Source organism: Bacillus sp. FSL W8-0770 (assembly GCF_038008705.1).
Taxonomy (GTDB): domain Bacteria; phylum Bacillota; class Bacilli; order Bacillales; family Bacillaceae_G; genus Bacillus_A; species Bacillus_A cereus.
Genome location: NZ_JBBOZR010000001.1, coordinates 991,640 through 1,004,835, shown reverse-complemented (window position 1 = coordinate 1,004,835; position 13,196 = coordinate 991,640). Strand labels below are relative to the sequence as shown.

Below are 13,196 nucleotides of genomic sequence, written 5' to 3'. Positions count from 1 at the left end.
TGATGAAAAGAACGAGGTTTATCATATCTGGCAATTTAATCACTCCTAATTTTAAATTAAATTCATTATATAACGATTTCTAAATTTTTAGTTAATTACTAGTGAGAATTAAGCAAAATTTAAACAAAAACACCTATCTTAGGCTTTAGTTACAGGTTTTCCCCCTATAAAATCAACTATTTGCGCCACCAACTATGGGGTACGCGAATTACTTTGATATTATCTTTGAACGAACAAAATAACTCCTTTCGAAAAACAAATGAACTGATATTAATCAACTTCCAATATCGAGAATTATGTAAATAAGCTGCCCATATGGACAGCTTACTGTATTTTTTGCTTAACATATTTTTTCTGAAATGCTGGCGGTACTCAATTTAAAAGTTGATATGCCCCCATTCTAGTGGCAAGATATGTTTTATTAGTTCTTCGTTACACCCATGCGTACTTCTTAACTATTTTATTTCATTTTTAATAAAGTGAAACTTTAATCAGTGGGGGTTTTCTCCCCCCCCCCACTGATTATCAGCCCTCACCAATCGGACTTTAATGACTTAACATTATGCTTATCTTAGGAGCGAGGTATTTTATCGGTGAGTGTATACAAGCCATGTAATGCTTGCTGTTAATAATGCTGACGAAATCAAAGCTGTAAGAACACTATATGTTTGCCACATAAGTATTGTTGACCAATCGAAAGCGCAGCACAGTATACCCAGAGCAATCGTAGCGATCAGGAAAATAACTGTTACGGTTATTCTCTTTTTTGTCATTGGCTGTCGCTCATTCGTTCTCCTTCTGCGTAATCCTAAGAGAAATAGCAAAACGGCCAATAGGCAAAAAATAATTGTGATAGACGACAAAATGATATCCAAAAGCTGTGTGCCGCTTATTTCATATGACTGAGTTAGATTGCCTTCTAATATATCTTTAACTTTTAGTACCATGTTTGTATTGGTATTTGTGCCGTTGCTCAGCAAGGAGACGGCTGTTCGTTCATTTGGCAGTATGACTACTTCGGTTCTGAAATTTGGATTGCCCCCAGTGTGTTCTATAATCGTTTGTTCGGCATTTACGGACCAACCTGCCGCATAATACATACCGTTGACAGCCGAAACAGACATATCACCCCTATGTGATTTTTCGATAACCGTGTGAAATATTTCGGGTATGTCCTGCACGATACCCATCTGTATGCCCAGCCAACGAGCCATATCTTTTGTATTAGAAATGATGTAGCCTGCGGGTTTATTCCCAGCATAATCCGGAGCTTTAAATGGAGTTGTCATAAAAAAGGAAGAACGGTAGCCCTGTGCCAACTGTCCAGTAGCTTGAGCATCTTCTTTATAAACATACGTCTGGTGAAGACCTAGCGGCTGAAATACCTGTTCCTTCATAAAGTCTTCATAGCTTTGTCGCGACACAATCTCAATAACCAAACCCAATACGTCATAATTAACGGTTCCATAGTTATACTGTTCACCGGGAGGGAACGCCAATTCAGCATCAACGAGCATTTCCACAGTCTTTTGCAACATATCCGATGTATTGCCTTGTGGAATATTTTGAAGATGCCTAATATTTGTTAGACCACTGGTATGGTGAAGAAAGTTATTTAGTGTAAGACTTTGCATATCAACAGGTTTCCCTTGATACTTTAATGTAAACCAAGGTAAATATTTTTGGACAGGGTCAGTCATTGAGAGCAGCCCTTGCTCTTCCAATAGCATAATACCCATACCGGTAAAAGCTTTACTGACCGAGGCTAACTCATAGAGTGTATTTTCACTTGCAGACAACCCCTTTTCACGGTCTGCATACCCTGAAGAAAAGTAGAACACTTCATCATCAGCAAGTATTGAGATTGACATTCCCGGCACACCTGATATACGACAGGCATCATCTAGCAACGCTTGTATTGCCGCAGATTGCGAATCTGACAACGCATAACTTTGTGTTGCAAATCCTGAGAATAATATAAATATCGTTAATACAAAAACAATAATCTTTTTCATAAACTCTCCTTTTTGGAAAATTATAAGAGAATAATATAAATAACCTCCTTTTACAACTACGAAACTAAATTTTAATTTATCTTTCTATTCACCTGTATAATATCAAATAATTGCGAATAGTTACACTTGAACGAACAGATGGATGTAATTTGAAACAACTTTAAAGAGCCTTGCTACGTAGAATGTAGTAAGGCTCTTAGCTTTTTAATAATCAAAATTCAATAACTTTATTATCATTATACAACAGCCTCACTAAGCGTATTAACACTTAATGAGGCCACTTTATTCACACTATTAATTATGGAACGTCGGCTTATAGAACGAACGATTATCAAGAGCAAAGACACGCTCTGTGTACTCGCCTGGTTTTGTGCGTCCTAATGCACGGTCCATCATGTTCATTTTTGCATCTAAGTTATCGATGTAATGCAGAATTTCTGCTTCTTTTACTAATGGTGGTTTTGGGCTACCCCATTCTGCTTTTCCGTGGTGAGAAAGAACGATGTGTTGAAGAATTAATACTTCTTCTGCATCGATTTGCAATTCGTCTGCTGCTTTACCAATTTCGTTCACCATAATAGAAATGTGGCCTAGTAAATTTCCTTCTAACGTATACGTTGTAGAAATTGGGCCAGATAGTTCGATTACTTTACCAAGGTCATGTAAAATAACGCCTGCATATAGTAAGTCTTTATCTAACGATGGATATAGATTTGAGATAGCTTTCGCTAAATCAAGCATTGATACGACGTGATAAGCTAGTCCAGATACGAACTCGTGATGGTTCTTTGTCGCTGCTGGATAGTCTAAAAATTCGTTTTGATGCTTATTTAATAAATGTCTTGTTAGACGCTGAATGTTCGGGTTTCTCATTTCAAATATGTATTGCGTAATTTTCTCAACCATATCTTCTTTTTTCACTGGTGCTTTTTCTACGAAGTCTGAGATATCTGTTACTTCATTTTCATTCGCAACACGAATTTGTTTCACACGTAATTGAATACGTCCTTTGTAGTTTAAAATATCACCAGCTACTTTCACGATTGTTTCCGCTACATATTGTTTCTCAACTTCTGGTGATACGTCCCATAGCTTCGCTTCAATGTCTCCACTTGGATCTTGTAAGATTACTGTTAAAAATGGCTTTCCATTGCTTGCGATACCTTTTGTCGCTGTTTTAATTAACAAGAAAATATCGACTTGTTCACCAACTTCATATTCTGCAATTTTCTTTTTCATTCGAATTCCTCCACCAAATCAGTTACTTTTAGTATAGCACACTACAACTCATTTTCTTTACGCATATGTGTTAATTTTATAATCTGTTTTTCTGTAAAATACGCGAGTAAATGCGCATGACATGTAAAGAATATGACTTGTCTATCCTTTGCAATTTCCTTTATAAGTTCAATCGTTCGATTCGTCCTTACCGCATCAAAATGCACGAAACTATCATCAATAATGAATGGATAATCATGTTCGAATGTTTTCGCGAGTGCAAATCTCAGCGATAAATATAACTGCTCCGCTGTCGCTTGGCTTAGTTCATGACTGTAAAAACGCATACCGTCGTTACGTTCAACGATAAACGGTTCTGCCTCTGACGGTGAAAAGATTTTACTATAGCGTCCGCCTGTTAAATAGACGAAATACTCTTCTGATTTTTGTAAAATACGAGGAAGATGAACTTCATGATAATAGTGCTTCGTTTTCGTTAACACTGTCTTTGCGGCCGCATAAGCAGCCCACTTCTTCACTTGTTCACGCACTTGCGCTTTTTTCATTTCCCATTCATGCATTAAATCGCCGTACGTACTACCTTCTTCTAAATTCGCAATTTCCATACGATGTTTCGCAATACGCTCTGTCAATTCTTTCTCTTGCGCCAGACAATTTTGCACGACTGTCATTTCTCTCTTTAATTTCTCTTCATAACCATCAGCTTCATAATGTTCAGCTAATGATAAACTCGTTAAACGCTGTTCCAACAGATCAATTTGCGGTAATAAACGCCCCACTTGTTTCTCTGCATCCTCACGTTTTTCCGCCAGTTTACCTGCTTCTAAAAACATCTCTTCATCTGTAGACTCTGCAATATGCCATAAACCATCTCGTTCTATTAGTAATTGCTTTAATTGTTCTTGCATAAACTCATATTCTTCTTGCCATTCCGCCAGTTTTTCTTTTAACTGCTTACAAGTTTGGCGCTTCTCTTTCTCATTTTGCATACGGCTTTGTGCCTCGTGTAGCTTACTATACTCCGCACTACCGATAACAGTTTCTAGTTTATGTTCAAATTGCGAAATCATTTCATATAATGAAGATTTTCGCGTACCTTGCTTCTCTAACTCCCGATATAATTGCTGCATTTTTTCAATACGCTCAAACGCCGGCAATATGTGTGCATACGTATAAAATTCAGGAAACATATAGCGCGTTTTATATGCATCGACTTGTTCTCCCGCCTGGAACGTTTCTCTCTCCCATTCCTCATACGATGAAACGACTTTATCATACGCTCGTTCCAACTGCTGTAACTTATAAGACTCGCGCTCAAATAACTTCCGAATCTCTTCATCTTTTTCTAACTCATAGCGTACAGACATCGCTTCTTCACTTTGTCTCCCGCCGGCACTTTGCTGAAGAGTAAGAAGCTCTTCTTGTAATCCGCTTGATGGATCTTTATATAAAACAAGGGCGAGAACAATCCCTACAAATACGATGACACTAATAAATAAAAGCGGGCGATTGTCTATAAATAAGCTCGTGAATAAAATGCCTGTATTAATAAGGAGTAACAGAAGACAAACTCTTTGCCACTGCTTTTTCTTTTGCATAGCCGCTCCTGCTTTTTCCTCGTACTTGCGCTTCATTCTCTCTGCGCCCATACCGATAAACGCCGCATCTTGGAACGACTTCTCTTTCTCAGCTAACGCATTTCGCTCTTCATCCGCTAACATTTGTTGCTTAATCTGTCTTATATTCTCTTCTTGTTCTTCTAATTGCTCCTGCGCTACTTTAAAACGATCATCAAGCTGTGCTTTTTGCGTTTCTAATTCACGCGCCTTTTGCACTGTTTGCGTAATTAACTCTTTCGTTGCCAAACTCATATCAAACGACAGAACTGTTTCCTTTTCAAAAGTAGCACCAATTTGTTGCTCTAGTTCTGCCAGTTCTTCTTTTATATTCGTAATACTTCCTGTCAAATCACGCATTTCTTGGCGTGCATTTTCGTAAGACATATGCTGCATACGAAGTTCTTCTACATAACTTTCTTTTTGTAAAAACTCTTCATCTATTTGAATCGAGGCAATTTCCGATTGCACTGTCTCAATTTTCTTGTGGAGCGAATCAACTTGTAATTGAAGCGGCTCCATCTTCGCCTTAATTGCTTCATAACGCGCCATTCCGTTTACAGGAAACTGCCCGCTCTCGTTCTCTAACACTTTCTCGTGCGCACGCTTTTCAATAACGAGAGGCTCAAGCGCTGCTAATATTTCATAATCTTGCTTCCGCTTTTCTGCATTCTCTTTTTCCCCGCGAACAGAAGCAAGTTTCTCTTCACTTTCTTTTAACTGCTCCACTTGCTTTTCATACGTGCCAATTTTCCCTTGCCACTCTTTCATCTTCTCTTCCAGCTTCTTCATCTCTTGCAATGATACGTTAATTTCTGGTTTACGACCACTCGGCTTGAAGCGCTGGTCCATTTCTTTTTCTAGCTTTTTATCTAACTGCAATAGAGCATCACTTCCGACTGCACTTGCCGAAAATAAATAATTGCCAATATCCGCTTCGCCGAGCTGATGAATGTTTTGAAGGCCATGCATATCAAATGAAAAGACAGATTCAAATAAACTTTCATTCATCCCGCTTAATATATCGTTTAAAATTTCTTCTCCGCCCGTTTTCCCGTCTTCAAAATAAACGGTCACCTCGCCAGCTGCCGTCTTTGGCAATCGCTCAATTTTCAAACGACCGTACTGCTCTGTTTGCACAGTGATCGCACCGCCATACTTCCCGCCTTCTTTCGGCTCATAACGGCGCTGTCCTCTCGTCGGAAAACCGAATAAAATACTTTTCATAAATGAGCGAATTGTCGATTTCCCCGCTTCATTTTCACCGTATAACACTGTCAGCAAGGAAAGATCCATTTCCACATTTTCTAATTTTCCGTACCCATAAATATGGAGTTTTTCAATTCTCATTTTTTATCCCTCTCTTGCTGGAATAATTGTTCTAAAATAATATTTTCTGCTTCCTTTTGAATCTCTTTCTTCTCTTCTTCTGTAAAAGATTCAATACTATTACGCGCTACAGGAGATGTCCAAATAGTGCGCAATACTCCGTCCATATTAGTGAAAGCTTCTAACTCCTTTAGCACACTACCGATGAAATGATTTTCCGCTTTCAAACGTTCGATTTCCGCAAAAGAAACCGTCTCATTTTTCCACTTCATCGCATATACGAAATCTTTTCGCTCTTCTCCAGATGCTAAAATGTGAAAAATCTCTTCCACACGCTTTTCGTCGCGCAAATAAGGTGAAAGTGGGCCTTGTCCTGTAAATATGACAGTTAATAATGTCCCTTCTTCTTCTCTTCGGCATTCATTTATCGCACTTGATACGCTCGTCATAAGTTCATCAACCGTTTCAAGTCCATCGATACTCACTTCTATCTCATCCCACACAACATCCGCCGTATGGAAAAATGAACACTGCGATCCTTTTTTCGTAAGTTCAATAAGGTATGCACCCTTCTCGCCTGTTTCCTTACGATGACGACCTTGTATGTTCCCTGGATAAATAATGTATGGTTCTTCTGATAAAATTTCACGTTTATGTATATGGCCAAGAGCCCAATAATCAAACTGTTTTTCTTTCAACTCACGAATTTGAAACGGTGCATAGCGATTATGCTCTGCATCTCCTTCCACACTTCCGTGAAGCATACCAATATGAAAAGGCGCATCACTCATTTTCGTATACTGCGCTGTCATATTATCCGTTACCGCTTGCTGCAAATAACTAAAACCATAAATAGAAGCTAATAGCTCACCATTTTTATAAAATGATTTCTCTTCTACATAAGGCTCAGTAAATACATGAACATTTTCTGGAAACTCAATTGCTGCCCAGCTTCCCCCTAAATGATCATGGTTACCGTGAATAATAAAAACAGGGATATAGTATTGTGAAAGTCTCTTCATTTGCTCACGCACAAACACTTGCGCCCTCAAACTTCTCGTCTCCGCATCATACAAATCCCCAGCTAGTAATACGAAATCAACGCGCTCTTGAATCGCTTTATCAACAATACGCTCAAATGATTCAAACGTACTTTGCTTCATTCTCTCCCACACAGACTGCGCAACATTCATCTCCATCCCTTTAAACGGACTATCCAAATGCAAATCAGCCGCATGTATAAACTTTACTTGTTTCACAAATAACGATCCTTTCTATCTTTCAAAAGTTTCATTTTATCAAAATTAAAATCGCTGAAAACTAATAATTATCGAGAATAAAAATATTCTCGATAATTAAAGTTTCATTCTATTTTACCACGCAATGTCATATATTTCTTTGCATATTGTAGCGTTTTATGTCAAAATAATTATAAGATTCTGATTTTAATTATTGGAGGGAATTTTCATGGGAGTATACGTTCTAACAGTCTTTGAAAAAGATGGTTCAAAAGCATTAGACGAATCATTCGAGGCGGCAACTGAAAAAGAAGCAAAAGTAAAAGGTGAATCTATCTTACAAGAAAAAGGATTGTATGAAAAAACACATCGCTGTACATCTACTGCAGGTAAGCTCGTTTTATTCCAGCGCTAAAAAAAGAAGCGTCATCCGCTTCTTTTTCACTCTACTATATCTTCGTCACACCACGTAAACACCACATCTAGAATACGATTACCGATACGTACGCGTTTATTCCATTTACCTGTTTGGATCTGATGTTGCAATTCTGCTTTCATCTTTTCCGTCCAGTCGTGAATCGTTTCACTACCGTCGTACGGATATACGCTCGGAAACTCTTTCTGCAGTAGATGCAAGCTCTCTGCATCAAAATGAAAATGGAAGAAGTAGTTTGCTGTAAGCGATGGTTCTTGCAATCGTAAAAAATGATCATCAATTTGCTTTCTATTTCGATAGAAAGTAAAGATATTCACTTTACCGCTAGTAATTTGGTCAATTTGAATTTCGTGCTTCTCTATAATCACGTCTTCTCCACCTCGTTGTATACTATCTTTAGTATATATGTCTTTTGCAACAAAGTTAACCATTTTCGCGCGAAATTCATTTCCTTCATTATATTACCTGTACCTCCATATGCAATCAGAATAAATAAAACAAAGTTGAAGGGGAGCGATCACATGTATTTCGGAAGCAAAGGTTGGTATGTAAAAGAACTTAAAAAATTAGGTATCCGTACTTATGAAGGTAAAAAACTAGAATCGTATCGTACGCATGTGTTGTCTAGTTTACTTGAGAGAATGAAGAGAGCTTCGGCTTAATAGAATAGCAAGAAGTAAACCTGAATATTGGTAAATGATAAAAAACACCTCCTAAATTCGCATACTAAGTATGCAAATTAAATGGAGGTGTTTTTATCAGTCTCACTTTTTCAGGGGCGCTTCAGTTTTCATAAAATATTTTTTGTTTCCGTTGAAACGGATAAGTTTTAATCTCAGCTGTATCTAAATTTTCATTGAATAAATGAATAGCTATAATTTGTCTACAATCGTAAGTATGGTAATAATATGTTCCAGATTCCATACACATTGCACTCGTATAGATGGTATTATCTAATGTTCCGTCTTCTGTTATTACTGCCCCTTTAGGAACCTCACAATTTGATAAGATATGAAAAATAGCCGATATCCCCTCTTCTTCGTTCTCTATACCTTGAATGTTTTGTTTGCCATATGCTGCCCGTACAAATCTTGATGGCGGGGTAAAATCTCCAGGAAGTCCCATCGTTCCTGAACCTTGGCCAAAAGCACTTAATGGTACATCTCCCCACTCCGTTGGCGCAAATGGCTGCGATTTAAGTCCAATATATTGTCTTAAATTTTGTAAATGCCAATTAAACTCCGGACTATTAGTCATCACTCCTAATGGATTGTCATACATTTTTAGTCCATCAGTTGTCGGCTCAAGTACAATACAATCTCCCCATTTATCTGCTAAAATCCAATGTAGCGGTGGGGTAATTCCTAAAACTGGTAATGGTATATCTATAAGGGAAATGTTATCAACAGATTTTTTTAACTCTTCAACAGAATTAAATTGCGTGAGGCTCCAAGCCACAAAATCAAATGGCGCTAAATTCGTTTTATGGTTATCTATACTGTTACTATAAGTAGCGAATCCCGGGAAATAGAGAGTGGCACACGTCATACCAGCTTCATTTACTCCGTCCGCCATAATGACCCTTCCTTCATGATTAATTCCCATTCCGACAACAGCCTTTTTCGCTCGGATAGTTTCACCAGTTATATTGTTCCACTGATAACGCCGAGGAATGATTATTACTTCCTGATTCATATCTAATGTGAAATCCATTGTTCTCGCAAAAAGATGTTGGAAATTTTTAGTTTGTAACGTCAAACTAGTACACATGAAGAAATCCCCCCATTTTATAGTTATATACACATTTTATAAAATTATGATAAATACGTAAATTAAAAACCCTATTTATCACCAACAAAGTAACCACCCAAACTAAAAATGCTATAATAAACCCAATCAAACTAAGGGGGCAAATTACTTTGCTTGGAACATGCATTCAATTTCATAAGTTTGGCAATCCAAAAGACGTATTACAAGTTGAATATAAAAATATAGAACCACTGAAAGATAATGAAGTTTTCGTCCGTATGCTAGTTAGACCGATTAATCCATCTGACTTAATTCCCATCACAGGAGCATACGCTCATAGAATTCCTTTACCTAACATACCTGGCTATGAAGGTGTTGGTATTGTAGAAAATGTTGGCGCTTTTGTTTCTCGAGAGCTTATCGGTAAACGAGTGTTACCTTTACGCGGGGAAGGTACTTGGCAAGAATATGTGAAGACATCAGCTGATTTTGTAGTCCCTATTCCTGATTCCATTGATGATTTCACAGCGGCACAAATGTATATTAATCCCCTTACGGCGTGGGTTACTTGTACAGAAACGTTAAACTTACAGCGTAATGACGTTTTATTAGTGAATGCTTGTGGGTCCGCTATTGGACATCTATTTGCGCAGTTATCCCAAATTTTAAATTTCCGATTAATTGCCGTTACAAGAAATAATAAGCATACAGAAGAATTACTGCGCCTTGGTGCTGCATATGTAATTGATACTTCCACTGCCCCGCTTTATGAAACTGTTATGGAATTAACAAACGGGATTGGTGCGGATGCTGCGATTGATTCTATCGGAGGACCGGATGGAAATGAATTAGCTTTTTCCTTACGTCCAAACGGGCATTTTTTAACGATCGGTCTTCTATCAGGAATACAAGTGAACTGGGCCGAGATTGTCACAAAAGCAAAAGTACACGCAAACATATTTCATTTACGACATTGGAATAAAAATGTGTCAGCATATAAATGGCAGGAGACGTTTCGTCACTTAATTCGTCTAGTAGAAAATGAGCAATTACGTTTTATGAAAGTCCATTCTACATATGACTTAGCGGATGTGAAAACGGCGGTTGATGTTGTGCAATCTGCGGAGAAAACGAAAGGGAAAGTTTTTTTGACGGGTTACTGACTACAATTGAAGGAGTCTTTTTGATTGGCCATTTAAATAGACTAGATAGTACGTTTAGGAACACCTAATTGTAAGTATCTGGTATAATCCTATTAAAAGGTGAAAGGAGATTTTCACATGTGGCTAATCACGGCAATCGCGCCTGTTGTAATAGTTGGTGGAATTGTAGTATTTGTAATTAAAAGATTGGAACATAAATATAAGAACGGAAAATTAGGTAAGAAAAAATCTCAAAAAGCTCAACTGTTATTAGATAGTTTCATACCTATGGGAATGCTTGTCGGCTGTATGATTGGTTTGATTTCCGGTATGTTTTCCCCAGATTTCTCACTGTTTTCCATTAGTTTAGGGTCTGGAATAGGCTATTTATTTGGTTATTTCGCCTATGAAATTTATAGCAAGACAGGCAACAATTTTTCATAATCCAAAAAGAATAAGCGGAACAGTACATAATCGTCATATAAAATATGTACTGTCCTTTATTGTTGCATCAACATTATCACCTTACCTTCCACATCCTATACACCTTTTTTATTGACTTTCCTCTCCTCCCTCTTTTGTATATCCACTTTTTTATTTTCATTGGATCTATACCCATAGTAAAGTAGAGCACATGTAATAACTGAACCTACAATATATCCTAAAAAACACCCTAACCAAAACATAATGTAACCGCCTCTATTCATTATAAATTTTATGTAATACAACCCTTTACATGCTCAATCGTTTATTTCTATAAACTATACACTCTCGTTATTCATACCATTATTTCTCCCCTTACCTCAAATAACAATTTTTTTATTTATCATAAAGTTAACACTCTCGTTAAACAAATATAAAGATTGCTGTATTTCTTACTTTTCTCCTTGAAAACGATATATACTATATTTGAAATAAGCGGGTGCGGCTGCTTAGTATCTAAATTCCCGTGCAATACCCCCAATCCTAGCATCTTTTACAATAACGTTTTGCTTATTTTTTGTACTTATAATACGCCATCAACTCTTCTTCATTTTAACTTTAATCATGAAACAAAAAAATCCCCTCAAAGCATGAACTTTAAGGGGGAGCCTGTTTTTTATTTACTTATATACGTACAGCTGTACCACTTACAGCAACCATTAACATTCCATCACGAACAACTTCGTAATCTACGTCAATACCAACGATAGCGTTCGCACCTTTTTGTTTTGCAAGTTCTTTCATTTCATCCATTGCGATATCACGAGCTTCTTTTAGCTTGCTTTCGTAAGAACCAGCACGACCACCGACAACATCACGAACGGAAGCGAATAAATCGCGGACAATATTTGCACCCATAATAGCTTCACCATTTACAATATCGATATACTCAATAATTTCTTTACCTTGAATTCCAGACGTTGTTGTTACAATCATGACTGACACTCTCCTAATAAGTTGTAGTTTTTTAATGCGCTTTCTTATGTCTTTATTATGACACAGAAAAAATATCTAATCTATTGAATTACCTTACAGGAGTGTGACAATTTTGTAAGAATAAAACCCCCATTATGTTCAATAAAGCGCTTTAACATTAGGATACATAAACGAGTCTCTATTTTCTTTCCAATCCTTTTCTACTTCTTTAAAAGTTGGTCGCCCTAATTCTTTATTATTTTCATGTTTACTAAACCATTTTTTCACATACTGATCTCCATTTTTACTTTGAACTGTGCAAAGGAAACTATTGCTACTATCCTTTAATATTTTTACAATCACGAATAGACACCTCTTCCCTTCTCAATATCATAATAGGACTTGATCTTTTACTATAAGCCCTTCCTCTCTTATAGTCATACGACTCCTCGGCCGCGCCAAAGTTGTAAGATCAAAAACGATATTCACTTTGTTTACATTTTATTTAAAGAAATCAGAGTTATAGGCATTATGCTTATCAAATATTTTATATATTTCTAACTTATCATCTAATTTTGCATCTACTAAAATTAATATATTTCCATCGTAAATATATTCTTCATACTTTTTAGCATGGTCTTCAGGGATTCCTAAGCCGATAAATGCTCCTATTAAACTTCCAGCTCCTCCGCCAATACCAGCTCCTCCAATAGCTGCTGCAATTGGTCCTGCTGCTACAATTGGACCCATTCCAGAAACGGCAAGTATACCAAGACCTGTTAATAAACCACCGAGTCCGCCTGCTACTCCTCCAGCTACAAGCCCTGTCGCTGAAAAGATATCTGCTTTATGTGCAGTTTCGCTATTCACTTTTTCACCCGATTTTTCTTCCAGATGTTCAATTTCCTTTTGATCTTTCGCAATAGCTGAAATGTTATCTGCTGAGTATCCTTTTTCATTTAATTCATTAATAACGAGTGCCGCATCATCAATTGTTCTAAAAACACCTACTATTTTTCTATCTACATTCATAA

13 protein-coding genes are annotated in these 13,196 nt (G+C 37.2%); 4 read left to right on the top strand and 9 right to left on the bottom strand.

Annotated elements, in window-relative coordinates; all coding sequences use genetic code 11:
- Nucleotides 1-587 precede the first annotated feature (587 nt).
- The 4 genes from NST27_RS05280 to NST27_RS05265 all read right to left on the bottom strand — a co-directional run bounded on the left by NST27_RS05280 (nucleotide 588) and on the right by NST27_RS05265 (nucleotide 7,458).
- Nucleotides 588-2,015, bottom strand: a complete 1,428-nt coding sequence (locus NST27_RS05280) for a serine hydrolase domain-containing protein (protein ID WP_000720976.1) — start codon at nucleotides 2,013-2,015, stop codon at nucleotides 588-590.
- Between the two features lie 294 nt (nucleotides 2,016-2,309).
- Nucleotides 2,310-3,254 (bottom strand): 3'-5' exoribonuclease YhaM, encoded by a 945-nt coding sequence (gene yhaM / locus NST27_RS05275; protein ID WP_000726639.1) that lies wholly within the window; start codon nucleotides 3,252-3,254, stop codon nucleotides 2,310-2,312.
- A gap of 41 nt (nucleotides 3,255-3,295) precedes the next feature.
- Nucleotides 3,296-6,220 carry an ATP-binding protein gene (locus NST27_RS05270; protein ID WP_047385705.1) on the bottom strand — a complete coding sequence of 975 codons (2,925 nt, stop codon included), beginning with the start codon at nucleotides 6,218-6,220 and terminating at the stop codon, nucleotides 3,296-3,298.
- A complete protein-coding gene (locus NST27_RS05265; RefSeq protein ID WP_000815711.1) occupies nucleotides 6,217-7,458 on the bottom strand; it encodes a metallophosphoesterase family protein in 1,242 nt (413 codons plus the stop codon). Before NST27_RS05265 ends, NST27_RS05270 begins: the two co-directional genes overlap by 4 nt.
- Before the next feature lie 208 nt (nucleotides 7,459-7,666).
- On the opposite strand from NST27_RS05265, the gene NST27_RS05260 reads away from it, so the two are divergent.
- The gene (locus NST27_RS05260; protein ID WP_000539557.1) at nucleotides 7,667-7,852 is read left to right on the top strand and encodes a YhzD family protein; all 186 of its coding nucleotides are present in this window, start codon (nucleotides 7,667-7,669) and stop codon (nucleotides 7,850-7,852) included.
- Between the two features lie 26 nt (nucleotides 7,853-7,878).
- On the opposite strand, the gene NST27_RS05255 is transcribed toward NST27_RS05260, so the two are convergent.
- Entirely contained in the window at nucleotides 7,879-8,241 is a 363-nt protein-coding gene (locus tag NST27_RS05255; protein WP_000582785.1) for a hypothetical protein, read from the bottom strand.
- A 153-nt stretch (nucleotides 8,242-8,394) separates the two neighbouring features.
- Between NST27_RS05255 and NST27_RS05250 the strand changes: the two genes are divergently transcribed.
- Nucleotides 8,395-8,535 (top strand): YflJ family protein, encoded by a 141-nt coding sequence (locus NST27_RS05250; protein ID WP_000273537.1) that lies wholly within the window; start codon nucleotides 8,395-8,397, stop codon nucleotides 8,533-8,535.
- A 121-nt stretch (nucleotides 8,536-8,656) separates the two neighbouring features.
- On the opposite strand, the gene NST27_RS05245 is transcribed toward NST27_RS05250, so the two are convergent.
- Nucleotides 8,657-9,643 (bottom strand): choloylglycine hydrolase family protein, encoded by a 987-nt coding sequence (locus NST27_RS05245; protein WP_000337593.1) that lies wholly within the window; start codon nucleotides 9,641-9,643, stop codon nucleotides 8,657-8,659.
- 149 nt (nucleotides 9,644-9,792) lie between these two features.
- Between NST27_RS05245 and NST27_RS05240 the strand changes: the two genes are divergently transcribed.
- Nucleotides 9,793-10,785: a zinc-dependent alcohol dehydrogenase family protein gene (locus tag NST27_RS05240; RefSeq protein ID WP_000901746.1), complete on the top strand. Its 993-nt coding sequence runs from the start codon at nucleotides 9,793-9,795 to the stop codon at nucleotides 10,783-10,785.
- A gap of 117 nt (nucleotides 10,786-10,902) precedes the next feature.
- A complete protein-coding gene (locus NST27_RS05235; RefSeq protein ID WP_000266269.1) occupies nucleotides 10,903-11,208 on the top strand; it encodes a hypothetical protein in 306 nt (101 codons plus the stop codon).
- Nucleotides 11,209-11,871: 663 nt separating this feature from the next.
- On the opposite strand, the gene NST27_RS05230 is transcribed toward NST27_RS05235, so the two are convergent.
- The 3 genes from NST27_RS05230 to NST27_RS05220 all read right to left on the bottom strand — a co-directional run bounded on the left by NST27_RS05230 (nucleotide 11,872) and on the right by NST27_RS05220 (nucleotide 13,194).
- The gene (locus tag NST27_RS05230) at nucleotides 11,872-12,183 is read right to left on the bottom strand and encodes a YbjQ family protein (RefSeq protein ID WP_000637510.1); all 312 of its coding nucleotides are present in this window, start codon (nucleotides 12,181-12,183) and stop codon (nucleotides 11,872-11,874) included.
- 138 nt (nucleotides 12,184-12,321) lie between these two features.
- Entirely contained in the window at nucleotides 12,322-12,525 is a 204-nt protein-coding gene (locus NST27_RS05225; protein ID WP_000635861.1) for a DUF4028 family protein, read from the bottom strand.
- A gap of 138 nt (nucleotides 12,526-12,663) precedes the next feature.
- Nucleotides 12,664-13,194 carry a general stress protein gene (locus NST27_RS05220; protein WP_001100100.1) on the bottom strand — a complete coding sequence of 177 codons (531 nt, stop codon included), beginning with the start codon at nucleotides 13,192-13,194 and terminating at the stop codon, nucleotides 12,664-12,666.
- Nucleotides 13,195-13,196: the final 2 nt, after the last annotated feature.

Bases quoted from the DNA above. Each gene is read 5' to 3' on its own strand.
- NST27_RS05280 (WP_000720976.1), bottom strand. From the start codon at position 2,015: ATGAAAAAGATTATTGTTTTTGTATTAACGATATTTATATTATTCTCA.
- yhaM (WP_000726639.1), bottom strand. From the start codon at position 3,254: ATGAAAAAGAAAATTGCAGAATATGAAGTTGGTGAACAAGTCGATATT.
- NST27_RS05270 (WP_047385705.1), bottom strand. From the start codon at position 6,220: ATGAGAATTGAAAAACTCCATATTTATGGGTACGGAAAATTAGAAAAT.
- NST27_RS05260 (WP_000539557.1), top strand. From the start codon at position 7,667: ATGGGAGTATACGTTCTAACAGTCTTTGAAAAAGATGGTTCAAAAGCA.
- NST27_RS05250 (WP_000273537.1), top strand. From the start codon at position 8,395: ATGTATTTCGGAAGCAAAGGTTGGTATGTAAAAGAACTTAAAAAATTA.
- NST27_RS05245 (WP_000337593.1), bottom strand. From the start codon at position 9,643: ATGTGTACTAGTTTGACGTTACAAACTAAAAATTTCCAACATCTTTTT.
- NST27_RS05235 (WP_000266269.1), top strand. From the start codon at position 10,903: ATGTGGCTAATCACGGCAATCGCGCCTGTTGTAATAGTTGGTGGAATT.
- NST27_RS05230 (WP_000637510.1), bottom strand. From the start codon at position 12,183: ATGATTGTAACAACAACGTCTGGAATTCAAGGTAAAGAAATTATTGAG.
- NST27_RS05220 (WP_001100100.1), bottom strand. From the start codon at position 13,194: ATGAATGTAGATAGAAAAATAGTAGGTGTTTTTAGAACAATTGATGAT.